The sequence below is a fragment of the Legionella sheltonii genome (genome assembly GCF_026191355.1).
Lineage (GTDB): Bacteria > Pseudomonadota > Gammaproteobacteria > Legionellales > Legionellaceae > Legionella > Legionella sheltonii.
The window spans coordinates 104,002-130,393 of sequence record NZ_JAPHOQ010000013.1 but is presented as its reverse complement, the minus strand read 5'-3'; the positions used below and the strand labels follow the sequence as shown (position 1 = coordinate 130,393).

The following is a 26,392-nucleotide window of genomic DNA, read 5'->3' as shown; positions in this document are numbered from 1 at the left end:
ACGCTTGATAAGAAAATTACAATCATGGTTTGGCTTCATAACCCTTGGTTCGCGGGCTATTATTTTAAATCGTGATCATCAGATCCTTTTGGTAAAACACACCTATCAACCGCATTGGTATTTACCTGGTGGTGGCGTCAAAAGCGGCGAGTCAGCTCAAGAAGCTCTAATACGTGAATTAAAAGAAGAAGTCGGAATAATTCCTGCTGAGGAACCGCAATTATTTGGTATTTATTTCCATACCTACATGGGAGTCAACGACTATCCGATCATCTTTATCGTTAAAAATTTTACCTCTGTAAAAGCGTATTCTCACGAAATTGAACAGATGGCCTGGTATGATTACGACCATTTGCCTGAGATGGTAAGCCCAGGAACGAAACGTAGGCTTGATGAGTATTTTGCTAAAAACGCATGTTCCGATAGATGGTGACTCCCTGTATTTGTAATAGGTTGGGCTACAAGCCCATAGCCGTCAAGCTAAGAAGTAGATTTTTGGTGTTAAGCGGTTGAATTAATTAGAAAAAAAGATAGAGTACCCTTTTAAATTTTTTCCTAGCCGGGAAATAAAAAGAAAAAGGGACTCTATGCTGTTAAACAAAATATCAAATTTGCCACAAAAAATCTTTAATTTTTTAACTAAAGAAGCGCGAACACTTGGTAAGGAATATGGATTTACCAAACGTCAATCAAAAGTAACCGCTTCATCATTTATAAAAGCGTTGATTGTAGGGAACCTTAATCCACACTTTAGTTTGGAGCAGTTGAGTAGTTTACTTAGGAAAGAAAAAATATCTATCACGAAACAGGGTATTCACGAGCGTTTTAACGAGGCAACGGTGAAGTGGTTAGCAGCACTTTCAAATGCTTGCTTAAACCATTTCAAGGCCGAAAAAATGTCTGCCATTAAAGGATTAAAAGGATTTAGCCATATCAATATTGTGGACAGCAGTACGATTTCTTTACCGAGTATTTTCAATACATTATTTAAGGGAAGTGGAGGAGCTGCCTCTGATGCTGCACTAAAAATTCAAGTCATGTTTGACTATCTTGAAGGACAAATCAAAGCATTGACTTTAACCGACGGATGTCATAATGACCAAGGCTTTGATCATTATTTTAGGGAAGTAGAAAAAGATGCACTTTATTTAATGGATTTAGGATATTTTAAACTGAGTTCCTTTCAGAAAATTATAGATGGAGGTGCTTTTTTTGTCACTCGCTTTCGCACTAAAACCACTTTGTTTCAAACCGATCATCAGCCGATTGATTTACTAAAAACACTTTCTAATGCAGGAGCTCTCTTTTCACAACCCGTACTTTTAGGAGCAAAAGACAAAATCCCCGTGCGAATTGTTGCAACACGACTCCCTTCTCAAATCGCCGAACAACGGCGACATAAGCTCAAAGAAGGATTGCGACGTCGAGGCATGAAGCCTAGTAAAGAAGCTCTCGCTCTGCAAGATTGGTCTATTTACATTACCAATACCTTAAAAACACAAATAACGGATGAGGATATACATCAAACATATGCCTTGCGATGGCAAATAGAGTTATTCTTTAAGTTAAGCAAATCTTTAATGAAAATAAATCACTTCCGCACTCATAAATCTACTCGATTACTCACTGAAATATATAGCAAATTTATTACAATGATGCTGTTTTTCTTATTATGTAATCCTGTCAGAATTCATCTTGCAAAAGACATTTCTTTTTATAAATCTTGTGCCTTGCTCCTCTTCAAATCCGCTTTACTGACCAAGGCGTTCTCTTCTCTCTATCGCTTAAAATTATTTATTGCTGATTTCTTTGAGGACCTTGCTCTCTTTGCCGTCAAAGAAACGAAAACTAAGTTTCTTGCCAACCCTTTTCCAGGAGATTGCTTTTAGCTCCGATTGCTTAGCTTGACGGCTATGGGCTACAAGCCCAACCCTCAACTAATATCGATATTGTTCGGGTTTATAAGGACCATTAATCGCCACACCTAAGTAGTCTGCTTGTTCCTTAGTGAGTTGAGTCAATTTTGCTCCGATTCTTCCTAAATGCAAACGAGCTACTTTCTCATCTAATAATTTGGGAAGAACATAAACATCTCGGTCATATTGATCCGCATTTTTAAATAATTCGATTTGAGCCAAAATTTGGTTGGAAAAAGAGGCCGACATCACAAAACTTGGATGACCTGTAGCACATCCTAAATTAACCAAGCGTCCCTCAGCCAAAAGAATTAAACGCTTACCGTCAGGAAATATTATATGATCAACCTGTGGCTTAATATTTTCCCATTGGTATTTCTTTAAACTCTGTACATCAATTTCAGAATCAAAATGACCAATGTTGCATAAAATAGCCTGATTATGCATACGCTGCATATGCTCATGAGTCACTACATGGTAATTTCCCGTTGCAGTAACAACGATATCAACCTGCTCGGCAACATCATCCAGAGTCACAACACGATATCCCTCCATTGCCGCTTGCAGCGCACAAATAGGATCAATTTCGGCGATTAAAACAATCGCACCCTGGCCGCGTAATGCCTGTGCACAGCCCTTGCCTACATCCCCATAACCTAAAATTAGAGCTAATTTGCCAGCAATCATCACATCAGTAGCTCGTTTTATTCCATCCAATAACGATTCACGACAACCGTACATGTTATCAAACTTGGATTTGGTAACTGAATCATTCACATTAATTGCAGGAATTTTTAAGGTACCGTTTCTGGCCATTTCATACAATCGGGCGACACCAGTAGTTGTTTCTTCCGAAACTCCTTTAATTCCTGATAATAATTCTGGAAATTTTTGATGTACTACTTGAGTCAAATCACCTCCATCATCCAGCAACAAATTAGGAGTCCAATGATTCGGTCCGGAAAGCGTTTGCTCAACACACCACCAATACTCTTCCTCAGTTTCACCTTTCCAAGCAAAGACCGGGATACCCTTGGCTGCTATAGCTGCGGCAGCATGATCTTGAGTAGAAAATATATTACAAGACGACCAGCGAACCTCAGCACCTAAAGCAATTAATGTTTCGATCAGTACGGCTGTTTGAATTGTCATATGCAAACAGCCTGCTATACGGGCACCTTTTAAAGGCATTTTTGCAGCAAATTCTTCACGCAACGCCATTAATCCGGGCATTTCAGTTTCAGCAATCGCTATTTCCTTACGCCCCCAAGAAGCCAGCGACAAATCCGCTACTTTATAATCTTTTACCATATTGCTTCCTGCTCCTGCTTTATTGGCTAATTCCATTAGAGTCTCCTTTATAAGGCTTTACGTAGCTCCGTCACTTTATCCAATCGTTCCCATGGAAAGTTTTCACGTCCATAATGGCCGTAAGTTGCTGTTTGTTTGTAGATTGGGCGCAGTAAATCATGATGTTCAATAATACCTTGTGGCGTTAAATCAAAATGGGTATGTATTAATTCAATGATTTCACTATCTTTTAAACGACCTGTACCAAAAGTTTCAACAAAAATAGAGGTAGGTTCAGCGACACCAATTGCATAAGAAATCTGTAACTCGCACTTATCAGCCAATCCTGCTGCAACAATGTTTTTTGCTACATGCCGTGCTGCATAAGCTGCAGATCGATCTACTTTAGAAGGATCCTTACCCGAAAAACATCCGCCGCCATGTCGCGCCATACCGCCATACGTATCTACAATGATTTTGCGGCCAGTAAGTCCACAGTCTCCCAAAGGACCACCTATAACAAAACGACCTGTTGGATTAATAAAATAGCGAGTCTTATGAGTTAACCATTCGGCGGGTAACGTTGTTTTAATAATTTCCTCTCGTACCGCCTCGATTAAATCACTGTATCCAATTTCAGCCGCGTGTTGCGTGGAGAATACTACCGTATCGACTTCAACAGGTATTCCCTTTTCATATTTTAAAGTTAATTGACATTTCGCATCAGGCCTTAACCAGGGTAATGCGCCTGATTTACGTAAATGAGCTTGTTTTTCCATCAAACGATGTGCGTAAGCAATAGGAGCAGGCATGTAGACATCTGTTTCACGGCTGGCATAACCAAACATTAAACCTTGATCCCCTGCGCCAAGAATTCTTGTTTCTTTATTATCTACACCCTGGGCAATATCAGGAGATTGTTTACCAATAGCAGAAAGTACAGCACAAGATTCCCAGTCAAATCCCATTTGCGAGCTGTTATAACCTATTTCTTTAACTACTTGCCGCGTTACCGCTTCCACGTCCACCCAAGCTTTGGTAGTAATTTCTCCACCAACTAAGACCATTCCAGTTTTAACGAACACCTCGCAAGCAACACGCGCAGCGGGGTCTTGCATTAAAATGGCATCTAGAATTGCATCAGAAATCTGATCTGCGATTTTATCAGGATGCCCTTCAGAAACCGACTCTGAAGTAAAGACGTGACTGTCATTCATTAGTTAATCCTCTTTAAATTTTATATATCCTATTTCATCAACTGTATAAATTCATTAAATATTATTTCTATATCATGGGGTCCAGGGCTAGCCTCAGGATGTCCTTGAAAGCCAAATGCCGGTTTTTCCTTATGCTTGATGCCTTGAAGGGTATTATCAAATAACGAACGATGTGTGATCGCGAGGCAGTCAGGCAAACTCTCTTCATCCACAGCAAATCCATGGTTCTGGCTGGTTATAAAAACACGTTTTTGCCCTTCAGTTTCAATTACAGGATGATTTGCTCCGTGATGACCAAATTTCATTTTTTTTGTCACGCCCCCACAGGCTAAAGCCAAAATCTGAAAACCCAAGCAAATGCCAAATAAAGGAATATTATGAGCCAAAAATTCTTGGGTTGCACGAATGGCATAATCACAAGCTTGTGGATCTCCTGGGCCATTTGATAAAAATACCCCATCAGGATTCATCGCTAAAACTTCTGCAGCAGAGGTTTTTGCTGGCACTAAGGTTAAATGACACCCTTTGTCATGCAAAATACGTAAAATATTGTGCTTAACTCCAAAATCATAAGCAACCACGTGGAATTGTTGAGGCTGAGAGCCTTTACCCCATTCGCCTTGCCCCTCATGCCAGCGCTCTATAGTTTTCCTAGAAACTTCTAAAGCCAAATCAACTCCCTGTAAACCAGCGAATGAACGTGCTTTTGCCAAAACCAGCTCGGGGTCTTCTACACGGGTACTGATGCATGCACCGACAGCACCATGCTCTCGTAAACGAAGGGTCAAATCGCGAGTATCAATGTCAGCAATAGCAACTACATTATTTTTTTTGAGCCAATCAGGAAGAGAGAGTTCAGCGCGATAATTACTATGGATTATAGAGGAATTACGAATCACCAAACCCGCAGCCCAAATTTTATTAGATTCCATATCCTCATGAGTGCATCCTGTATTGCCTACATGAGCTGTAGTCAAAGTAATGATTTGCCGTGCATAAGAAGGATCTGTAAGCATTTCCTGATAACCGGTTAGAGACGTATTAAAAACCAACTCTCCGACAGAATCGCCTGTTGCTCCTACCGAAATTCCTTCGTAAATGGTGCCATCGGCTAACACTAAAATTGCTGGTTGGTTCATCATGGTCTACTCTGTTAGTTATTCAAAGTGTCTTTTGAGCGGCCTTGGCGAATCCGTAGCTTAGGTAATCGAAGCGCAACTCCTGTCATCCCTCATTGCATGTGGCATGAGGTCTAAAAGATTCCGATTTCGTTTCGCTTCGACCTGGACTACAATCAATAACGATTAAAAATCCCGCAGCCAGAAAGCTCAAAAAATACACATTTAGACAAATGTGTGCAATTGTAACTTACTTGCTTCAAAATTTCATGTCTTCAAAGAATTTTTTCACACCTGCGAACCAAGAATTAGAGCGTGGAGAGTGTTTTCCTTTAGCATTTTCCAGTGATTCTTGAAATTTAGTTAATAAATCTTTTTGCTCGCGTGATAAATTCACTGGGGTTTCTACAACTACTTTACATAATAAATCGCCTTGACCATGCCCGCGTACAGATTTCATCCCCTTTCCTCTTAAACGAAACACTTTACCGGTTTGTGTTTCTTCAGGGATCTTTAAAGTAACGCGTCCTTCTAGGGTTGGTACTTCTATAGAACCACCCATGGCAGCGATAATGAAACTTATGGGTACTTCGCAATGCAAATCATTTTCATGACGTTCGAATATAGTATGTTTTTTTACACTGATTTGTACGTAAAGATCGCCTGGGCCTCCCCCATGCATACCGGCCTCGCCCTCTCCGCTTAAACGAACACGATCTCCATTATCCACCCCGGCAGGAATCTTAACTGTAAGCTTTTTGCTTTCACGGATTCGACCCTGACCATGACAATCGGAACAAGGATCAGTAATAATGGTTCCCTCACCATGACAGCTAGGACATGTTTGCTGAATGGAGAAAAAGCCTTGCTGAATTCTGACTTGCCCCATACCATTACAGGTTTCACACGTCTTTGGCTGGGTTCCTTTTTTAGCACCGCTACCACTACACGTAGCACAAGCACCATGTCGAGGGACAGTAATTTGTACTTCTTTACCCAGCGCAGCCTCTTCCAGGGTTAATTGGACGTTGAATTGTAAATCAGCGCCGCGTTGACCACGAGATTGTCGTCCTGCACCGCGTCCGCCTGAAAAGATATTTTCAAAAATGTCCTCAAAGACATCGCCAAAACCACCAAAACCGCCAAAACCTCCAGGACCACCTCTCATGGAAGGATCAACGCCCGCATGTCCGTATTGATCATAGGCTGCACGCTTTTGTGGATCGGAAAGAATGCTGTAAGCGTATTGGATTTCTTTAAATTTTTCTTCAGCAGCAGAATCGTCAGGATTACGATCTGGGTGATACTTCATTGCCAATCTACGATATGCCTTTTTAATTTCGGCATCACTTGCAGTTCGACTTACCTCTAAAAGTTCATAATAATCCCGCTGTTCCATAACTACTCACATATTAAAAATTAAAATGGACAATGTAGCCTGATACGCACAACATCACTGCCTTTAGTTAAAATCCCCTCTCCCGCTTGTGGGAGAGGGGTGAGGGCGAGGGTTAGTTAGCTACAATCCATTCCCTCATCTGCTCTAAGGGGCACCTTCTCCCCGCGGGGAGAAGGGAAACTCATTAACTTAATGGGCAGTGACATTGTGCGTATCAGGCTACATTCCTAGACGACTAAGTCACGATATAACTGATTATTTCTTATCGTCTTTAACTTCCTCGAACTCAGCATCAACAACACCTTCATCCGCTTTAGCTGATTCTTGAGCTGATGCCTGCTCTTGTTGCGCTTGACCTTGTCCTGCTTGGCCTTCAGATGCTTTTTTAGCATAAACTCGTTCAGCCATTTTTGCAGAAGCATCACTTAGCACTTTTAATTTGTCTTCAATTTGTGCTTTATCGCTGCCTTGGATTGCTTCTTTTAATTCAGCAATGGCTTTTTCAATACCTTGCTTCTCATCTTCAGCAAGTTCAGCGGCTAAATCTTTCATGGATTTTTCACAGCTGTGAATCAAACTATCAGCCTGATTGCGTAGCTCTGCCATTTCCTTAAATTTCTTGTCTTCTTCGGCATGAGACTTAGCATCTTTGACCATTGCTTCTACTTCTTCATCACTCAAACCACTTGATGCTTTAATCACAATCGATTGTGCCTTACCCGTAGCTTTATCTTTTGCAGAAACATTAAGGATACCATTCGCATCAATATCAAAAGTTACTTCAATTTGTGGTACCCCACGTGGTGCAGGAGGAATATCACCTAAATCAAATCGACCCAAGGATTTATTCGCTGATGCTTGTTCTCTTTCACCTTGCAATACATGTACAGTAACCGCGGTTTGATTATCATCAGCAGTAGAAAATACTTGATTGGCTTTGGTAGGGATTGTGGTATTTTTCTCGATGAGCTTGGTCATCACCCCACCCATAGTTTCGATACCTAAAGATAAAGGAGTTACGTCAAGTAACAGAATATCTTTCACTTCACCCGATAAAACTGCAGCTTGAATCGCAGCACCCACAGCAACTGCTTCATCAGGGTTAACGTCTTTGCGTGGTTCTTTACCAAAAAATTCTTCTACTGTTTTTTGTACCAAAGGCATACGGGTTTGACCGCCTACCAAAATAACTTCATTAATTTGGGATACATTCAATCCAGCATCTTTCAATGCGATTTTGCAAGGCTCAACGGTACGCTCAACCAATTTCTCAACCAAAGACTCCAACTTAGCGCGAGTCAATTTAATGTTTAAGTGTTTTGGTCCTGTAGCATCTGCCGTAATGTAAGGTAAGTTAACATCTGTTTGTTGGGCTGAAGAAAGTTCGATTTTCGCTTTTTCAGCTGCATCTTTCAGACGTTGTAATGCCAATGGATCATTATGTAAATCAATGCCAGTATCTTTTTTGAATTCAGAAGCCAGATAATCAATTAAGGCCAAGTCAAAGTCTTCACCTCCCAAGAAGGTATCACCATTCGTTGCGAGTACTTCAAATTGGTGTTCTCCATCAACTTCTGCAATTTCAATAATTGAAATATCAAAAGTACCACCACCGAGATCATATACAGCAATAATTGAATCACCACGTTTTTTGTCCATACCGTAGGCAAGAGCTGCAGCAGTAGGTTCGTTAATAATACGTTTGACTTCAAGTCCAGCAATACGTCCTGCATCTTTGGTGGCCTGACGTTGGGAGTCATTGAAATAAGCAGGTACGGTAATTACCGCTTCTTTCACTTCTTCGCCGAGGTAATCTTCAGCGGTTTTTTTCATCTTACGCAATACTTCAGCTGAAATTTGTGGTGGCGCTTTGTCTTGGCTTTTCACACGAACCCAAGCATCACCATTATCCGCTTTAATGATTTTGTAAGGTACCATTTTGATATCTTTTTGCACTACTGCGTCTTCAAAACGACGACCGATTAATCGCTTAATTGCAAATAAAGTTTTATCAGGGTTGGTTACAGCTTGGCGTTTTGCAGATTGCCCAACCAATACCTCACCATCGTCAGTATAAGCAACGATGGAAGGCGTGGTGCGGTGGCCTTCACTGTTTTCAATTACCTTAGGTTTATCACCTTCCATTACCGCAACACATGAGTTGGTGGTACCTAAGTCGATTCCTATAATTTTAGCCATTCTATTCATGCTCCAAATTAAGTAATTTCTAATGCGATGGTTCTTATATGGGGCATAACCTGTCGATTTCAACCCATATAATCCACATTTTTATTTTTTTGCTACGACAACACGTGCCGGTCTAATCACTCGGTCGCTCAATTTATATCCTTTTTGGAATACCGCGAGCACTGTATTGGGTTCAGCGCCAGGCACATCTTGCATCGACATGGCTTCGTGAAGCTGTGGATCGAAAGGCATGCCTACAGGATCGATTTGTTGCACATCAAATTTCTTCAATACATCGGTAAAAAGCTTTAAAGTTAATTCTAAACCTTCCTTCATTGATGAGTCTTCCGCTTTGACAGCCAATTGTAAAGCCTGCTCTAGACTGTCAATTACAGGTAACAAATCAGAAATCAACTTTTCAACGCCATAGCGATGCGCATTAGCTACTTCGCGCTCGGCACGACGACGTACGTTATCTAACTCAGCTTGAGCACGCACTGCTTTTTCCCAATTTTCATGAGCCTGTTGTTCAGCAAGAGTCAGTTTTTCACTCAACTCGATATAGCTTGGATGATCTAAGGAAGGTTCAGGATGTGCTATTTCTTCGGGTAAATCCAAAGTATCCTCATGATCACCTTGTTGCGATTCTTTAGATTGATGTTCTTCATTTTGATGTTGTTCTTTAAATTGATGCCAATTTTTTTTGTCTTGTTTACTCATGCAAATTACTCCTCTCCACAGCCTAGCAACGTGAAAACCACAAATGGGGGCAGCAAATAAGATTTCAAGCCCTTAATTATTTTTATTTTATTGTAGCCTGGTGAAGGCTAAGCCATAACCCTGTTTTTTATCGTCAGCCCGAATGCAACGAGAGATGGCGAAAACTCCAGCAGCTGGGCCCAAGCTATCTATCCTTGAGGATAATCACCAGAATAATAAGCCGTTCGCTTGCAGTATGTGTTCATTTATTCCATACTTAGACTCAAAAAAGTTACATGGGTTTTTTATGCAAAAATGGTCGCCTACCTCTTGGCTCCAATATTCTTATTTACAAGCTGCAAATTACGCGGATGACGAACAGTTAAATAAAATTGTAGAGCAACTGAGCCTTTTACCTCCACTAGTTACCAGCAGTGAAGTAAGAAATTTGAAAAAGGAAATTGCACGTGCCGGACGTGGAGAAGCGTTTATTCTTCAAGGTGGCGACTGTGCTGAATCATTTAATGATTGTCGATCAGAAATCATCAGCAATAAATTAAAAATCATCTTGCAAATGAGTTTGATTCTATTGCATGGCTTACGAAAACCTATTATTCGTGTTGGACGAATTGCAGGCCAATATGCAAAGCCTCGATCTTCGGATTATGAAACAATTGAGGGTATAACTTTGCCTAGCTACCGGGGTGATCTCGTAAACTCCCCGGAGTTCACTCAAGAAGCACGTGAACCCAACCCCAAATTATTGTTGCAAGCCTACAGCTGTTCGGCTATTACTTTAAACTTTATTCGCGGCCTACTCGACAGTGGTTTTGCCAGCCTCAATCATCCCCAACAATGGGACTTAGGCTTTGTGGAGCATTCCCAACAAAAAGAAGAGTACCAAACGCTGGTTAAATCAATCGCTGATGCTTTAGATTTTTTGGATACCATTGATGGGATACAGTCCAGTAATTTATCCAAGGTGGATTTTTATACTTCACATGAGGCTCTGCATTTGCACTATGAGCAGGCATTGACTCGTCAGATGGATGATGGTTTGTGGTATAACCTCTCCACACACCTGCCCTGGATTGGGATGCGTACAGCACAGCTCGATAGCGCCCATTTGGAATTTTTACGTGGCGTAGAGAATCCTATTGGTATCAAAGTTGGACCAGGAGCTACTCCAGAATGGTTGGAAGAAGTATTGCAAAGAGCCAATCCTAAACGTGAAGAAGGACGTCTTTTGTTATTCACTCGTCTAGGAGCAAAGCACATAGATAGGTTGCTGCCCCCTCTTATCGAAACGGTAAGGAAAACAGGAGTGCCAGTTACCTGGTCTTGTGATCCTATGCATGGCAATACAGAAACTACATTGGATGGCATTAAAACCCGTCACTTTGACAACATTCTTTTAGAGCTGAAACAAGCTTTGGAAATTCATCGCAATATGGGCAGTTATCTCGGTGGTGTTCATTTTGAACTAACAGGCGACAACGTCACAGAGTGTATTGGTGGCGCTCGCGGGTTAGCCGCTGACGATCTAAAAAAAGCTTATCATAGCCTCGTTGATCCTCGGTTAAACTATGAACAATCAATAGAAATGGCCATTCAATTGAGTAGACAATTCAGGAACGAATAATGCCCAATTAGTTTATCTTGATTAGGGTCTGTTACAGACCCTAATACTCATCATAAGTAAGCAATACTCTTAATGCCTTTCCTAAGAATCAAAACACATTTTCACTTCTTCTAGCTCAAACGAAAACAAGTTCTCAAATAGAAATAATAAAATCCTTAGTCAAACTTCTTGAGCAATTAGCACTTCCTGAAAACATTGATAGAGCACGTTTAGTTGCGGATTATTAGGAGGGGCTTCTTGTATCTAACTTAGCATTATTTCACTGGCATTATTTTTATTTCTCATAGAAAATCCTCTTACCATTAATAAACCTTTCCTTGACATGTAACCATTTGGTTACATATACTATAGATATGGACAACGATCTTATTTTTAAAGCATTGGCAGATAAAAGTCGGCGAATCTTGCTTGATGCATTATGTGCTCGTAACGGCCAAAACCTTAATGAATTATGCGAGCATTTGAGCATGAGCCGACAGGCTGTTATGAAACATCTTCATATTCTGGAGGATGCGAACCTGGTCGTTGTTCATTGGGAAGGCCGAGAAAAGTTGCACTATCTCAATCCAGTACCGCTACAAGAAACGTTCGGACGCTGGATCGCCAAGTACGAACGTAATCGGCTACTCGCTTTAGATAACTTGAAAAATATTTTAGAACACGACAAGTCATCATCGTCACCTAAAAAAAGGAAATGAACATGAGCAAGCCACAATTCGTTTATACAACTTATATTCAAACTACAGCTGAAAAACTGTGGGAAGCCTTAACGAAGGGCGAATTTACTAAAGAATACTGGGGTGGTTTTCGTATTGAAAGTGATTGGACTGTAGGGGCATCTATGAAATTTTATGCACCCGATGGCAGTCTGGCCCATTCAGATAAGGTATTACGTGCAGATAAACCGAAGGTACTTTCATACAGTTGGAAGCCCTTAATGGAATCGATGCCTGACGAACCCGCATCAACAGTTATTTTTGAACTTGAACCCGAGGGTAATCTGGTGAAATTAACGGTCACACACAGTGGCTTTCCAGAACACTCCGAGATATTGCCCAAAATCAGTTACGGCTGGCCACTTGTTCTTAGCAGCCTTAAGAGCTTCTTGGAAACAGGCACAGCGTTGGCTTATTCGTTTAAGTCTGATTGCAGCAAGAAATAAAGTAATAAGGCCATAAAAAGACTTCTAAAAGGAGTGAGATGGCGTCAACTTAAGGACGTGTAGAAAATTGTAGTCTGGCAGAAGCGATAGCGTAACCTGGGATCGGTACCCACATAAGGTTTTGATCCCGGGTTACGGCTTTGCCTTCACTCAGGCTACGTCTAAGAAAGACATATCATAGCCTCAGTTGAACTGTGAACAATCAATAGAAATGGCCATTCAATTAAGTCGACAATTTAGGAACGAATAGCTCTCTATGAGTCCAAGAACATTTCGTTCCTACACATTACATCGCTTTTTATTACTAATTATAATTTGGTTTAGCCCAGTCATCCTCATCATAAGTAGTGCTTACTTTAGTTCTATAAATATAAGAAGCATCAATCGCTTTCGTATAATGATGTTCTTCAAATAAGTTCTCAGACGCACTTAGAATAAGATCCTTTAGCAAATCGGTTGGTGATGTTTTTGGATTTGAATTTAAAAAATTTGCCACAAATTCCGGGCAAAGAGTACAGAGCTCCGATAGGCTTTTATTAAAAGGGTTGTCACTACCGCTGAATTGATTATAAAACTCTAAATACGCTTCAGTATAAGCGCGTAAGGCACGTTTCTCTTCTTGCTTATCTACTTCCTGAGTGTATTTTTTTCTTAAAAGTGACACTAATTGACAATAAAGTGTATCAAACGCCATTATTGCTTCCTGATTGTTGGCAGAAATGTTGAGATAAAAAGGGTTAAGGCATTCTTTATTGTGAATCATTATTTTTTTTATACTACAAAAGGGTACAGCTAAGGCGATATGCTCTTTTTCTCGTTCCATTCGAGCAGGTAAAGTGAGGCTATTTTCACGATAGCTTGCATGGACATCAACAATATAATTTGAGAATAAAGCAGGGTCGATGGTAATAAAGCTTTCCCTTCCCCACTTTGATGCAATCTGCAGATCTTCTGACATACTCACCATATGAAAATCATTAGATAAGTTGGTTAATTTGTGCAATCTTATTTGCTCCATATCAATTACTTCAGGGAAGCATTGACAAAAAACCCCTGTAAGCAAGGTGGGCATGAGAAAAATTATTTCGGGAAGATGAACATCACCTCGATATAATGTTTCGATTGCAGAGGAAGTTTTTTCAACATGTGAAAACTCCACACATGGAAAAGACTTTATCTTGTTACTGGGAAAAAATGCTGGATATTTACTTTGCATAAGCTGTTTCATGGCAGGAGAGTATTGCGCAATAATATATCATATTGATCATAATAATTAAACAATGTCAGCGCACAATACTCTTGTCAGGTGAATATGTTGGACACCGAACCATAAAAAGACTTCTGTATCTATCTGTAAATGATGCTTTTTAAATTTTCAAAATACTTTCTTAGCATTGGAAAACCTTAATGCAAGCGATGCCTGACGAACCCCCACCCTTAGTTCGGCAGCCCTCTCAGCTCGTTGGAGCCGCCACACTCCAAAATGCAGGCATCACAACAGAAACGATAATACCAAGTCCAGGTGCCGCGAAAGGAGTTGTACCCAAAAAAGGCATGGGGATGGTGTTCCTGGCAATGCAGACATCGTTCGACTAATGCTGCAGCAGGAGCAAGAAGAAGTATACTCCAGCTTTGAAATGCTAAAACAATCAGTAATAATTATCCAAGTAAAATCCTGAGAACTCCCATGAATTAAACGCCCTCAAGTAACACATCGAGGTCAAGTGATGAATTTTTTCCAAGGTTTTTCCCATGCTCCGTGAGAAAAGCTTCAGCTGCACGACGTCCTTCGTCTCGCAACATGAGCAAAAAGTCCCATTCAGCATTGAGCTTTGAGGAAGAACTGAGTTCCAGCATAATGTCACTGCTCACCCGGTGTATTCGCATGCCCGCCCATTTAGCCCCTTCTGAATTACCTGGATGCGCCAATTGCCGTAATAAAGCAATCATGCGAAGCTCTTTAAGTAATACCGTGTTAAATGACACTTCATTCAGGCGGTTGAGGATATCTCGTGCAGACCGAGGAAAACCTGGTCGTGTTACGGGATTAATTTGGACTAAAATCGTATCTTGTGATTTACATTCTCGCACAAGCGGTGTAATAGTCGGATTTCCTGAATATCCTCCATCCCAGTAATGCTCCCCATCGATCTCGACAGCCTTGAAAATAGTGGGCAGGCATGCCGAGGCAAGAAGCACATCAGGGGTAATTTCGTTGTTGCGAAATACTCTTCCTCTACCCGTGCTCACGTTGGTCGCAGTAACAAATAATTTGATTGAGCTTTGTGATAACCGTTTGAAATCAATGAGCTCTCCTAAAATATTGTGGAGTGGATTAATCCCAAATGGATCCAGATCATATGGAGAAAACAGTCGAGACAATACATCCATGGTGATGAAAAAAGGAGAATGATCCAGAGACCATTGCCCCAGCATCATATCAAGAGGACTGCGTTGCAAGGGACTAAAGCGTGCGGCATCAGAAACATTTTTCCAGAACAATTCGAGCGCATAGCGTGCCCCTTGAGGACCATCTTTGATATATCCGTCAGCAAGAACCACCGCATTCATAGCCCCTGCTGATGTGCCAGAAATACCATCAATTCGGAGCTTCTTTTCTTCTAACAAACGGTCCAGTACGCCCCATGTAAAAGCACCATGAGCACCACCACCTTGAAGCGCTATATCAACAAGAACCTCATCCGCTATTTTTTGAGAGTGTGTCATAATAAACGACTTCCATTTCTTGATTGTATGTATCGAAAAATCCATTTCTTCATCTATTAATGAAGCAATTTATTTATAGCAACTTGACTTCACAATATCAATTATCTTTCTTTCTGGGAGAAGCGGCAAATGCACTAAGAGTTACTGCCGCACTCTTCATTATTTTTGGATTGATATCGATAAAGTTGTCTTCTTAATTAAATAACCTGGCGGACTATAAGGAGGTGAATGCATGAAATGGGTAATTGGTTTGATTGGGCTTCCTCATCAAGGTAATTTAAACCAGCTAAGAACGGTCTTGAATTAACAATTTAAGACAGTTGCTATTCACTGTATTTAAGGAGACTCCCCACTTTGTTCAGAATGACGTATCTCAGATAAGTTAGATAATTGATTTAAATTCTGACTAATTATAGCCTGAGTGCCAGTGAAACCCAGGCCATAATGGATCTCAATTTTGATGATAATAAGGGCTGAATTCATGAACGGCCTCAATCATCGCAGCAACATGCTCAGGTGGTACATCAGGAGTAACACCATGACCGAGGTTGAATATATGTCCTGAGCCGGCCCCATAGGATGCTAAAATCTTTTTAACTTGCTCTCGAATACATTGCTTTGAGGTTAACAATACCGAAGGATCAAGATTTCCTTGTAATGCAACCTGATTACCAACTCTGCGTCGTGCTTCACCTATATCACACGTCCAATCGAGTCCTAGTGCATCACATCCGGTAACAAGCATTTTTTCTAACCATTGCCCTCCCCCTTTAGTAAATAAAATAACGGGGATTTCAGGGAAGTTGGTTTTAATTTGGTGTACGATTTTCTGCATATACTGGAGAGAAAAATTTTGATAATTCTCTGGAGTTAAAATTCCCCCCCAAGTATCAAAAAGCATGACTGAATTAACACCCGCTTTGATTTGTTCTATCAGATAATCTGCTACTGATGCTGCTAATTTACTCAGTAAAATATGGGCAGCCTCACTCTCAGTGTAGATCAGAGGTAAAATGCGTTTAAATTCTCTCGTGCTTTTACCTTCAACCATATAACACGCTAAAGTCCATGGACTGCCTGCAAAACCGATTAGCGGAAGCTCTTTGGGCATTTCTTTGCGGATCAAGCGCACCGCATTCATCACGTAAGCCAAAGAATCCGGCCCCGGGATTTGTAAGTTGGCAATTGCTTGGGTATCTCGTATCGGATGTTGAAAACACGGCCCTTCGCCTTCAACGAAATATAAACCGAGCCCCATCGCATCAGGAATAGTCAAAATATCAGAAAATAAAATGGCTGCATCCAGTGCATAACGACGCAAAGGCTGTAATGTGACCTCACAAGCAAGTTCAGGATTCTTACAAAGACTTAAAAAATCACCGGCCTGTTCTCTAGTCTTGCGGTATTCGGGTAAATAACGCCCTGCTTGACGCATCATCCAAACTGGAGTTCGCTCGACAGGTTGTCGTCTTAAAGCGCGTAGGAACAAAGATTGATCCCAATCATACATCATATTATCCCAACATTATCAAAATGCCCAATGCTAACATATTTACACTCTAAATTATGCAAGAATTGTTTCTGAATTGACTCTGAGCAAACTTGGAAACATAATCAGTCCCATTTTATTATCAACTAGAGCGTATTATGGGATTAACTAAAAATTTGTCAGAATCGATCGGAGCAGGATACCCCAAGAACACTGGCAGATTAAAACAGGTGCTTGGAAATTCTGAAACACCCCCAATAAAAGCTGCTTTTATGGGCGATTCTACGCTAGATAACCCCCATTGGGTAAGTGGGGAACCTTATGCAGAGAAAACACATACAGTACCGCATCAAACTGCAGAAGCGCTCGCTCGAGGTACCTCAAACTCTTACCTTATCGGTAATTTTGCTGTTGATGGCGCAACAACCGATGATTTATTGTCTGATTGTTCGTTGGGTAAAGTTCTAACCGATGAAGACCATATTCGCTCTAATTCGGTACATCAGCTCAAGGCAGTTACAGCATGGAAACCCGATGTTGTGGTGTTAAGCGTAGGAGGTAATAATTATAGAGAAGCTCTAGCGGATACTTTAATGGAAGAAATGAATTATCCTCAACTTCTTTTAAGAATTACGCCAGAAAACGCAAAACCAGCCATTCACTTAGCGTTTGAACAAGTAAAAGCCAATATATTAAAAGATTACAAACAAATTATTGATGAATTAATTGACAATAATCCTCAACTTAGCCGTATCGTTCTCTTGTCGCAATATTATCCCTCGATTACCCAATTAACTCCTTATTTTATTTATACCGGATTTTCGCACCTGGCACGGGCGGAAGGAAAAGGACGAGCTCCTTTTACTGTAGTTGAAGAAACGATGAATGCGCTTTATAGGGAAATCCTGGCCTATGTAGCGGCTAAAGATAAAGAGATTGTTTTTGTTGATACAACCTCATCGTTAAATCCTTTAGGCGGAAAGCATGCTCTGCAGATTGAGCCTAATGAACAAGGTTCTGAGGTTATGGGGCGATTAATTGCAGGTGCGATTGAGTATAAATTTCCAGGACCTAAATCTGAGCAAGCTGAACCCTTCATTCCTAGAATTTATTTGAGCTCTGATGAGAAGCAGATTCAAACACAGATTTTAAATAAAAAAGATATAGAAGCATTTCGCGTCAAAACTATAGGGCAGTTTATCAGCGAAAATCGATATCGTCATTTACGATTATTGTTTTCTCCCTCATCCAGCTTAACCGTACGTTTTGAAAGCGCTTATCGCGCAATTACAGGAAATCAGTTTGATGATGAATACACTGGACTACCTGCTTTTGGCTTACTGGATCTGACGCTATTGCCCGTTATGGCTTCTTATTTATGGCATGTTGCAGTAAATGAAAACGTTCATACCTCGTTAAGAGTAATAGCAGGTGGCGTTGCCGCCCCTATTTTATTAGGGAGAACAGTCCTTGGTTTATCATTAATGCTCGCACTTTCGTTGCCCATACTTGGATACGATAAAGCAGTACACTTGATTACGAGCCCAAATACTGAAAATCAAAAAGAGGATACTGAGACTAATAAATTAGAGGTATAAATGATCGTAGCCCCGATTAGCACAGCGTAATCCGGGGAAAACACTCTATACATGATGATAACTATTTAGATAAAATCACCAATAAATCACTTCTGGATTAGTAGGAATAACATTGGATACCTTAAATATCAAAGCTCTTAATGTAAGCACCAAAATTGGTGTTTATGAATGGGAACAACGTATTCTTCAACAATTATTAATTGATATCAGTATCGATACCGATTTCAGTGACTGTCAGGAAGATTTAAGTAAGACCATAGACTACGAAGCACTTTGTAAGAATGTTACTCTTTATGTAGAATCAAAATCATTTCAACTCATTGAAACAGTTGCCAATGAAGTCGCAGATTTAATTAAAAGACAATTCAGTGTTTCGCAAGTGACAGTGGGAATCAGCAAACCTCATGCAATCAAAAATGCAGGAACCATTCAGGTCGTTGTGCGGCGCTGAAATATCTTGGGGCTCCTTCATGTGTAGCCTGGGTTAGTTCAAGTCCTAACCCGGTTTTCAGCTGTGCTGCCCAGGCAATATAATTTATCCACCTCGTGTAACCATACCGTTTAGACGCTCATTTCTAGCCAAAGTCACCTGAGCTTGTTGTGCAAGAGCTCGATTAGAATATGGACCTACCACTACACGGAACCAATTACCTTTTGCAGGATGGCTTACAGGAATTATGTATGCGCCAAAACCCTTAAGAATCAAAGAGCCTTTCATTTGTTCCGCATCTTTACGTGCCTTAAAGGAGGCCACTTGCACTAAAAATTTTCCTTTCTCAGTTGAAGCAGCATTTGATTGCGGTGGTGCTTTAGCCACATTCTGTTTCTCTGCTGGGGTTACTGAGGGTGTTGCATTTGCAATAGTACCTGATGCAGTTTTTTGAGTTGCTGTAGATACTGAAGCGGCTGCCGTTACGGGAGTAGTAGGGGGATTTGTTGTCGTGGGCTGAGCCGAAGCTGTGGGGTTAGCATTGGGTTGTGTGCTAGGAACTTTTTCATTTGTGAGGAGCGTGTAAAACTCAAATTTTGGTTTAGGCGGAATCGCTGCGTGTTGTGCTTCGGGTTTGGAGGCTTCTTTTTTCATTTCATGATGAGCCAAAACCTGAGTATTTACCCAATTGCTCAACATTTCAAAATCAAAAAAAGAAGCGGTCAAATAACCTAATAAAAAGGTAAAAGTAATCGTTAGAAGCTGGTGTGGTGCATTACCGCGCGACCGTGAAGAACGCCTATTACCATATTCTCTTGTCATCACATACTCTCAGGAGCTGATACGCCCAATAAGTCCAAACCATTTTTTAACACCTGACGCACTGCCTCGAGCAAACAAAGACGAGCGCATCGTAATTGCTCATGCTCACACAAAAGTGGAACAGCATTATAATAACTATGCAAGCCATTGGCTACTTCACGTAAGTAATAAGCTACTTGATGCGGCTCACAATGTACAGCTGCTAATTCTACAATCTCGGGATAACGGCCAATTAATGAAATCAAATGAGTTTCATGGGATTGTTCTAACAAATCGATATGTTTTAGACCAAGTGCCTTATCCCAGGATAAGCCTCGTTCCTTCAATTGTCTTAACACAGAGCATATTCTTGCGTGAGCATACTGAATATAATAAACCGGATTATCACTGGACTCTGACTTAGCTAAATCCAAATCAAAATCCATATGTTGTTCTGACTTACGTGCCACATAAAAGAAACGTGCTGCATCATTGCCTACCTCATGACGCAACTCTCTTAAAGTGACAAAAGAACCGCTGCGTGTAGACATTTGTACCCGCTCAGAACCACGATATAAAATAGCAAATTGGACCAGTAATACATCCAGTGCACTTTCATCATGTCCTAAAGCTTTAACCACGGCACGTAAGCGAGTGATATACCCATGATGATCTGCACCAAAAATATCAATTACCCGATCATAACCTCTATCGTATTTATTCCAATGGTACGCAACATCAGAGGCAAAATAAGTAGTATGACCATTAGCACGCACCAGTACGCGATCTTTTTCATCGCCAAAATCAGTTGCTCTAAACCAAAGAGCTCCTTCTTTTTCAAAAGTATGACCACTGTCCTTAAGGGCTTGAATCCCTTTTTGAATGGAACCATCTTCAAAAAGAGACTGTTCGGAAAACCAACTATTATAGTTCACACCAAATTCAGCGAGATCATCTTTGATATCATCAAGAACTGTATTCAATGCATGTTGATGAAATAGAGCAAAAACATCAGTACCTAATAATTGTTTTGCACGGTTCACCAAAGCATCGATATAAACTTCTTTGTCTCCGCCATGAGGTTCATCAAGGGGTAGGCCTTCAATGACAGTAGCCCATGGATGCACATATTCCTTGCCGTGCTCGGCTAAAAATTCCTGTGCTATTTCAGAAACATAATCCCCTTTATACGCATTGGCAGGAATAACCACAGGTTCGCCAGCAAGTTCCAGGTAGCGCAACCACACACTGGCAGCAAGAATGTTCATTTGCCGTCCAGCATCATTCACATAGTACTCTAAAGTAACATCATAACCCGCTGCCTTTAAAACATTTCCTAAAGTAGCGCCAAAAGCCGCTCCCCGTCCATGCCCTACATGCAGGGGACCTGTTGGATTCGCAGAAACAAATTCAACCAATACTTTTTGATTTTGACCAATAGTACTTCGTCCAAAATGCTCCCCTTTTTCCAATATTTCACCAATAATTTGTGAACGAGAACTATTGCGTATGAAAAAATTAATAAACCCTGCCCCAGCAATTTCTACTTTTTCCACGGCAGAGTCAGCAGGCAAAGCCTGCACCAAAAGCTCCGCTATTTTGCGTGGTGCCTGGCGACAAGGCTTTGCTAAAATTAAAGCCAAATTACTGGCAAAATCACCATGAGCAGAATCTTTTGTACGATCAACCTTAATCTCAATATCTAAATCAGCAGGTATTTCACCCGATTTTTGTAAGGACATTAAAGCGTGTTTTAAAAGCTGCTCTACAGTATGTTTCATGCTACTCAGTTTTCCATCAAAAAATGATGCTATTATGCGCTTTTTTGCACCATATGAAAAGGTTCATAGTGGTACAATTTGCTATCGCGCTAAAAAGCAGCAAATTGTTACGGTACAAACGAAATAGGACCTAATAAATATTGATGCGATTATTCGCAAGAATAATGTATCGATTTTAATTTTGTGAATGAAAGTAGTGATGCACGTGCTCATTTCAACATAAGCCCTTTTCGATGGAACAAAATCAAAAGATGGGTGTCAGACAGGATGAAAAACTTTCCAGATATTTATTGAGTCCTGCATCTGAGTTACACTTAAAACATTAACTCTTTCAATATCAGTAATAGCGTGTTATCTAACCCATGTGAATCGCTAACCGGAATCGGACCAACGCTTGCAGCAAAACTTGCTAAATGCGGTATTCATGTTGTGCGTGATTTGCTGTTTCACCTACCTTATCGCTATCAAGACAGAACTCGAGTAACACCCATTCAAGATTTAAGGCCCAATGATTGGAGTGTCATTGCAGGACGCGTGTGTAAAACAGAAATTAAACCAGGTAAACGAGCAATGCTGCATTGCTATGTTGAAGATAAGACAGGAATAATAAAGCTTCAGTTTTTTCATTTTAATAAAAGTCAAATCAATAACCTAAAGAACAGCACAATGATTCACGCCTTTGGTGAAGTGCGTGAATTCAATAATACCCTGACAATGACCCACCCCGAATATCAATTAATTGATGATGAAGAAGAATGCCAGGTCAATGAAACGCTGACTCCAATTTATCCAAGCACACAGGGGTTAACACAGACACGATTAAGACAACTGGTGAATGTCGCCTTAAAACGTTGTAAACAGGAACTTCAGCAATTGGAATGGATGAGTGAAGAACAGTTGCGAACTTATAATTTTTTCTCGGTGGGAGAGTCAATTCAATTACTGCATAATCCCCCCCCAGATATCTCCATACAAGCTCTTGAACAAGGGCAACATCCTGCACTCAAACGATTAGTTTTTGATGAGTTGCTAGCACAACGTCTTAGCATGCAGTTTGCGAGGAAATCACGGCAGGCGCTCCGTGCTGTCGCGTTGCCTGTTGATCACAACTTAAAGCAAAGTTTTTTAAACTCGCTCCCGTTTAAACTCACAAATGCGCAGCAAAGAGTTGCAGAGGAAATCAGCCAAGATTTAATACAAACGAAACCCATGCTTCGCTTAGTACAAGGAGATGTCGGCGCAGGGAAAACTGTGATTGCTGCTCTTGCAGCATTACAAGCGATTGCAAATGGACAACAAGTTGCATTTATGGCACCAACAGATTTACTGAGTGAGCAACACACCAACAATCTAATCCATTGGTTAGAACCTTTAGGTATCAGGATATTAAGATTAAGTGGAAAAATGAAGCTGAGTGAGCGTCGTATGGCCTTTGCTGCACTTGCAGATCATAGTTGCCAGCTGATTATTGGTACCCATGCCTTATTTCAGGAAGCCGTTATTTTTGCTCGTTTAGGGTTAGTCATTATCGATGAACAGCATCGATTTGGCGTAGAACAAAGATTGCTTTTGCAACAAAAAGGGCAACAAGAAGAACTTATTCCTCATCAGTTGTTAATGACGGCTACCCCTATCCCAAGAACCTTATCTATGACTCACTTAGCCCATTTGGATATTTCGATTATTGATGAGTTACCTCCTGGACGCATACCCATTGCCACAGCCGTATTGAACCAAAATAAACGAGAATCAGTCATTGAACGATTGGAGGTTGCTCTAGCCAGTGGACGACAAATCTATTGGGTTTGTACCCTTATTGAAGAATCAGAAAAATTGCAATGTATGGCAGCTACTGAAACAGCACGGGCGTTACAAGAGCAACTGCCTGCTGCTCGCGTAGGCCTAGTCCATGGACGAATGAAACCTATAGAAAAAGAAGCCACTATGGCCGCATTTAAAAGCGGTGAAATTAATTTACTAGTGGCCACAACAGTGATTGAAGTTGGCGTTGATGTCCCTAATGCCAGCCTAATGATCATAGAAAATGCAGAACGTTTGGGTTTATCTCAACTCCACCAATTACGTGGTCGTGTGGGAAGAGGCAGTGCACAATCTCATTGCATTTTGCTTTACCAATCCCCTCTCTCGCAACACGGTGCAGAACGATTAAAAATTATGCGTGCCACCAATGATGGATTTATTATTGCAGAGAAAGACATGGAGTTAAGAGGTGCCGGTGAAGTACTGGGAATCCGGCAAACAGGCTATCGCCAATTTAAAATTGCTGACCTACAGCGCGATCGCGACCTACTCCCTCTTTTACCGTCGATAGCAAAACAATTAATAGAGGACTCACCTCAAACTGCTTACGACTTGACCCAAAGATGGTTGGGTGATTTTGAACAATTTTTGCAAGGTTAAAAATATTTTTAAAAATACTCAAGTCAAGACTGTTTTTAATTTTTTTCTTTGTTAAGATAGGCGGGTAAACTTCTTATGCTTTCAAAGCACATCCTGTGGATAACTTTCCTGGTCATATCGGTTAATAACAACTCAAACTTCCTTATGGCACCCAAAAACCCTTATTTCACAAGGGTTAGCACTTATTTACTCTTCTATCGTCCAAAATGCATTTATCCACAAAATCTGTGGATAATCCTGTGAACATGATGTAAAACACCATATAAAATCAGCCTGTTTTGCCTCTGCTTCTGAACTTTCCAAAGTGCTTCTAAAATTTTGCATAGATAAAAACCTTTTAATTTTTTATTTCTTTTAGTTTTTTAATCAGTAAATTTTTTAAACATCATCATGAATCAGTTTTATTAAGAATAAATTTTTTTAAAAAAAACCAAGTCAAGACTGTTTTTAATTTTTTTCTTTGTTAAGATAGCCGGGTAATCTTCCTATGCTTTCAAAGCACATCCTGTGGATAACTTTCCTGGTCATATCGGTTAATAACAACTCAAACTTTCTTATGGAACCCAAAAATCCTTGTTTCACAAGGCTTAGCACTTGTTTCCTCTTTTATTGTCCAAAATGCATTTATCCACAAAATCTGTGGATAATCCTGTGAACATGATGTAAAACACCATATAAAATCAGCCTGTTTTGCCTCTGCTTCTGAACTTTCCAAAGTGCTTCTAAAATTTTGCATAGATAAAAACCTTTTAATTTTTTATTTCTTTTAGTTTTTTAATCAGTAAATTTTTTAAACATCATCATGAATCAGTTTTATTAAGAATAAATTTTTTTAAAAAAAACCAAGTCAAGACTGTTTTTAATTTTTTTCTTTGTTAAGATAGCCGGGTAATCTTCCTATGCTTTCAAAGCACATCCTGTGGATAACTTTCCTGGTCATATCGGTTAATAACAACTCAAACTTTCTTATGGAACCCAAAAATCCTTGTTTCACAAGGCTTAGCACTTGTTTCCTCTTTTATTGTCCAAAATGCATTTATCCACAAAATCTGTGGATAATCCTGTGAACATGATGTAAAACACCTTGTAAAATCAGCCTGTTTCGTACCGGGCATAAAATGTACTAGATAATTACCCTTGTCATCACTGCACCTTGGCCTAACCTATGGCTCTCAAGAGTCCGAACAACTCAATTTAATGTAATTATTAATCTATAAAAAAATTCATAAGCATGTTTAAATAGAGCCACTAGACAAAATGGACTTGAAATTTTCACTATAAAACTCAAATTCTTATTTTGTCTCACCTGATTCCATTAATTAAAAACACCATGACCCAACACGACAGATATTGGCAGGCAAAAAAAGTAACACTTTTGGGAGCTGTTTCAAATGCACTATTAGGCATTATAAAACTCATTGGCGGCTACTTTTTTCATTCTCATGCACTTGTCGCAGATGGAGTTCATTCCCTCTCTGATCTCATAACAGACGCCATGGTATTATTTGCTTCTAAATACGGAAGCCTTGATGCTGATGCCAGTCATCCTTATGGACATCAGCGTATCGAAACGGCAGCAACCCTATTATTATCACTTTTACTCATTTTTGCAGGTGTCGGTATCGCGTGGGATTCAATCTATGACTTGATCCACTCTAATTATCTCATGCCAAATTGGTTAACCCTGCCAATCATTTGCATTTCCATCATGAGCAATGAGGTTTTATTTCACTACACTCTATACATTGGAAAACGTATTAATTCCAAATTGATTACTGCCAACGCATGGCATCACCGTTCAGACGCAGCCTCTTCGCTTGTTGTATTCGTTGGTTTAATTGGCAGTATCGCTGGTTACAGTTATCTTGATGCTGCCGCTGCAATTATAGTTGGATTGATGATTGTTAAGATGGGTTGGGATTATGCTTGGAATAGTGTTAAAGAATTGGTAGACACTGCGGTCAGCCCAGAACTATTAGCACGTATCGAAGAAGTAATCCAAAATGTGGACGGGGTGGAAAAAATTCATCAATTACGAAGTCGTTCGATGGGAGAAAATGTATTAATAGATGTGCATATTTTAGTTTCGCCTAAAATATCGGTGTCTGAAGGCCATTATATTGCGCAACACGTACACCATGCACTCACCGATCAAATAGAAAGCGTCAATGATGTAATTGTACATGTTGACCCCGAAGATGATGAGAGCTCCTGCCCCTCCTTACACTTACCCAGCCGCAAGATCTTACAAGCACTGCTATCCAATGAAGTCCGTATTGATTTCCCTCAGATTTTATTTTGGAATTTACATTACCTAGATGGAACAATAGGGATTGATATCGTCTGCGATGAAACATTCAATCAATGGCAAGAATTACATGAACGGGTAATTTTAGCATTGAAGTTACAGTCTGATATTATCGAAGTTCGCTTATTTAGCTTGCATGAGACCATGCATCACAACTAAACTATGTGGTTTAGGTTAGACCGAAGCTACCTTTAAGTTATATAAATC

At 40.3% G+C, this 26,392-nt stretch carries 21 protein-coding genes; 10 read left to right on the top strand and 11 right to left on the bottom strand.

The window, feature by feature from the left end:
• Positions 1-4 precede the first annotated feature (4 nt).
• Positions 5-433: an NUDIX domain-containing protein gene (locus OQJ26_RS15155; RefSeq protein WP_265704568.1), complete on the top strand. Its 429-nt coding sequence runs from the start codon at positions 5-7 to the stop codon at positions 431-433.
• 154 nt (positions 434-587) lie between these two features.
• Positions 588-1,889, top strand: a complete 1,302-nt coding sequence (locus OQJ26_RS15150; RefSeq protein WP_265701860.1) for an IS4 family transposase — start codon at positions 588-590, stop codon at positions 1,887-1,889.
• 48 nt (positions 1,890-1,937) lie between these two features.
• On the opposite strand, the gene ahcY is transcribed toward OQJ26_RS15150, so the two are convergent.
• The 6 genes from ahcY to grpE all read right to left on the bottom strand — a co-directional run bounded on the left by ahcY (position 1,938) and on the right by grpE (position 9,847).
• On the bottom strand, positions 1,938-3,263 hold the full coding sequence (gene ahcY, locus OQJ26_RS15145; protein WP_265704567.1) for an adenosylhomocysteinase: 1,326 nt from the start codon (positions 3,261-3,263) through the stop codon (positions 1,938-1,940).
• Between the two features lie 11 nt (positions 3,264-3,274).
• Positions 3,275-4,423: a methionine adenosyltransferase gene (gene metK / locus OQJ26_RS15140; RefSeq protein ID WP_265704566.1), complete on the bottom strand. Its 1,149-nt coding sequence runs from the start codon at positions 4,421-4,423 to the stop codon at positions 3,275-3,277.
• Between the two features lie 29 nt (positions 4,424-4,452).
• Positions 4,453-5,565: a glutamine-hydrolyzing carbamoyl-phosphate synthase small subunit gene (gene carA / locus OQJ26_RS15135; RefSeq protein ID WP_265704565.1), complete on the bottom strand. Its 1,113-nt coding sequence runs from the start codon at positions 5,563-5,565 to the stop codon at positions 4,453-4,455.
• Between the two features lie 235 nt (positions 5,566-5,800).
• Complete coding sequence (gene dnaJ / locus OQJ26_RS15130) at positions 5,801-6,940, bottom strand: molecular chaperone DnaJ (protein ID WP_265704564.1); 1,140 nt, start codon at positions 6,938-6,940, stop codon at positions 5,801-5,803.
• Positions 6,941-7,195: 255 nt separating this feature from the next.
• The gene (gene dnaK, locus OQJ26_RS15125; RefSeq protein WP_265704563.1) at positions 7,196-9,139 is read right to left on the bottom strand and encodes a molecular chaperone DnaK; all 1,944 of its coding nucleotides are present in this window, start codon (positions 9,137-9,139) and stop codon (positions 7,196-7,198) included.
• 90 nt (positions 9,140-9,229) lie between these two features.
• Positions 9,230-9,847 (bottom strand): nucleotide exchange factor GrpE, encoded by a 618-nt coding sequence (grpE, locus tag OQJ26_RS15120; RefSeq protein ID WP_265704562.1) that lies wholly within the window; start codon positions 9,845-9,847, stop codon positions 9,230-9,232.
• A gap of 286 nt (positions 9,848-10,133) precedes the next feature.
• Between grpE and OQJ26_RS15115 the strand changes: the two genes are divergently transcribed.
• The 3 genes from OQJ26_RS15115 to OQJ26_RS15105 all read left to right on the top strand — a co-directional run bounded on the left by OQJ26_RS15115 (position 10,134) and on the right by OQJ26_RS15105 (position 12,630).
• Positions 10,134-11,468 (top strand): 3-deoxy-7-phosphoheptulonate synthase class II, encoded by a 1,335-nt coding sequence (locus tag OQJ26_RS15115; protein ID WP_265704561.1) that lies wholly within the window; start codon positions 10,134-10,136, stop codon positions 11,466-11,468.
• A 353-nt stretch (positions 11,469-11,821) separates the two neighbouring features.
• A complete protein-coding gene (locus tag OQJ26_RS15110) occupies positions 11,822-12,166 on the top strand; it encodes an ArsR/SmtB family transcription factor (RefSeq protein WP_265704560.1) in 345 nt (114 codons plus the stop codon).
• Positions 12,167-12,168: 2 nt separating this feature from the next.
• Positions 12,169-12,630 carry an SRPBCC family protein gene (locus OQJ26_RS15105; RefSeq protein ID WP_265704559.1) on the top strand — a complete coding sequence of 154 codons (462 nt, stop codon included), beginning with the start codon at positions 12,169-12,171 and terminating at the stop codon, positions 12,628-12,630.
• Between the two features lie 304 nt (positions 12,631-12,934).
• On the opposite strand, the gene lart1 is transcribed toward OQJ26_RS15105, so the two are convergent.
• Complete coding sequence (gene lart1, locus OQJ26_RS15100) at positions 12,935-13,846, bottom strand: NAD(+)--arginine ADP-ribosyltransferase Lart1 (RefSeq protein WP_265704558.1); 912 nt, start codon at positions 13,844-13,846, stop codon at positions 12,935-12,937.
• Between the two features lie 200 nt (positions 13,847-14,046).
• Here lart1 and OQJ26_RS15095 point away from each other — a divergent pair, with 200 nt between their 5' ends.
• Positions 14,047-14,226, top strand: a complete 180-nt coding sequence (locus tag OQJ26_RS15095) for a hypothetical protein (protein WP_265704557.1) — start codon at positions 14,047-14,049, stop codon at positions 14,224-14,226.
• A gap of 96 nt (positions 14,227-14,322) precedes the next feature.
• On the opposite strand, the gene OQJ26_RS15090 is transcribed toward OQJ26_RS15095, so the two are convergent.
• Both OQJ26_RS15090 and hemE read right to left on the bottom strand, forming a co-directional pair.
• A complete protein-coding gene (locus OQJ26_RS15090) occupies positions 14,323-15,357 on the bottom strand; it encodes a patatin-like phospholipase family protein (protein WP_265704556.1) in 1,035 nt (344 codons plus the stop codon).
• A 451-nt stretch (positions 15,358-15,808) separates the two neighbouring features.
• Positions 15,809-16,867 carry a uroporphyrinogen decarboxylase gene (gene hemE, locus OQJ26_RS15085; RefSeq protein ID WP_265704578.1) on the bottom strand — a complete coding sequence of 353 codons (1,059 nt, stop codon included), beginning with the start codon at positions 16,865-16,867 and terminating at the stop codon, positions 15,809-15,811.
• A gap of 137 nt (positions 16,868-17,004) precedes the next feature.
• Between hemE and OQJ26_RS15080 the strand changes: the two genes are divergently transcribed.
• Both OQJ26_RS15080 and folB read left to right on the top strand, forming a co-directional pair.
• Positions 17,005-18,444: an SGNH/GDSL hydrolase family protein gene (locus OQJ26_RS15080; RefSeq protein ID WP_265704555.1), complete on the top strand. Its 1,440-nt coding sequence runs from the start codon at positions 17,005-17,007 to the stop codon at positions 18,442-18,444.
• Positions 18,445-18,556: 112 nt separating this feature from the next.
• Entirely contained in the window at positions 18,557-18,895 is a 339-nt protein-coding gene (gene folB, locus OQJ26_RS15075; protein WP_265704554.1) for a dihydroneopterin aldolase, read from the top strand.
• 84 nt (positions 18,896-18,979) lie between these two features.
• Here the strand turns inward: folB and OQJ26_RS15070 are convergent, their stop codons facing one another.
• Positions 18,980-19,696 carry an SPOR domain-containing protein gene (locus OQJ26_RS15070; RefSeq protein ID WP_265704553.1) on the bottom strand — a complete coding sequence of 239 codons (717 nt, stop codon included), beginning with the start codon at positions 19,694-19,696 and terminating at the stop codon, positions 18,980-18,982.
• The gene (gene argS, locus OQJ26_RS15065; RefSeq protein WP_265704552.1) at positions 19,696-21,456 is read right to left on the bottom strand and encodes an arginine--tRNA ligase; all 1,761 of its coding nucleotides are present in this window, start codon (positions 21,454-21,456) and stop codon (positions 19,696-19,698) included. Before argS ends, OQJ26_RS15070 begins: the two co-directional genes overlap by 1 nt.
• Before the next feature lie 348 nt (positions 21,457-21,804).
• On the opposite strand from argS, the gene recG reads away from it, so the two are divergent.
• The gene (gene recG / locus OQJ26_RS15060) at positions 21,805-23,877 is read left to right on the top strand and encodes an ATP-dependent DNA helicase RecG (RefSeq protein ID WP_265704551.1); all 2,073 of its coding nucleotides are present in this window, start codon (positions 21,805-21,807) and stop codon (positions 23,875-23,877) included.
• 1,330 nt (positions 23,878-25,207) lie between these two features.
• Entirely contained in the window at positions 25,208-26,344 is a 1,137-nt protein-coding gene (locus OQJ26_RS15055; protein ID WP_265704550.1) for a cation diffusion facilitator family transporter, read from the top strand.
• The last annotated feature ends 48 nt before the right edge of the window (positions 26,345-26,392 follow it).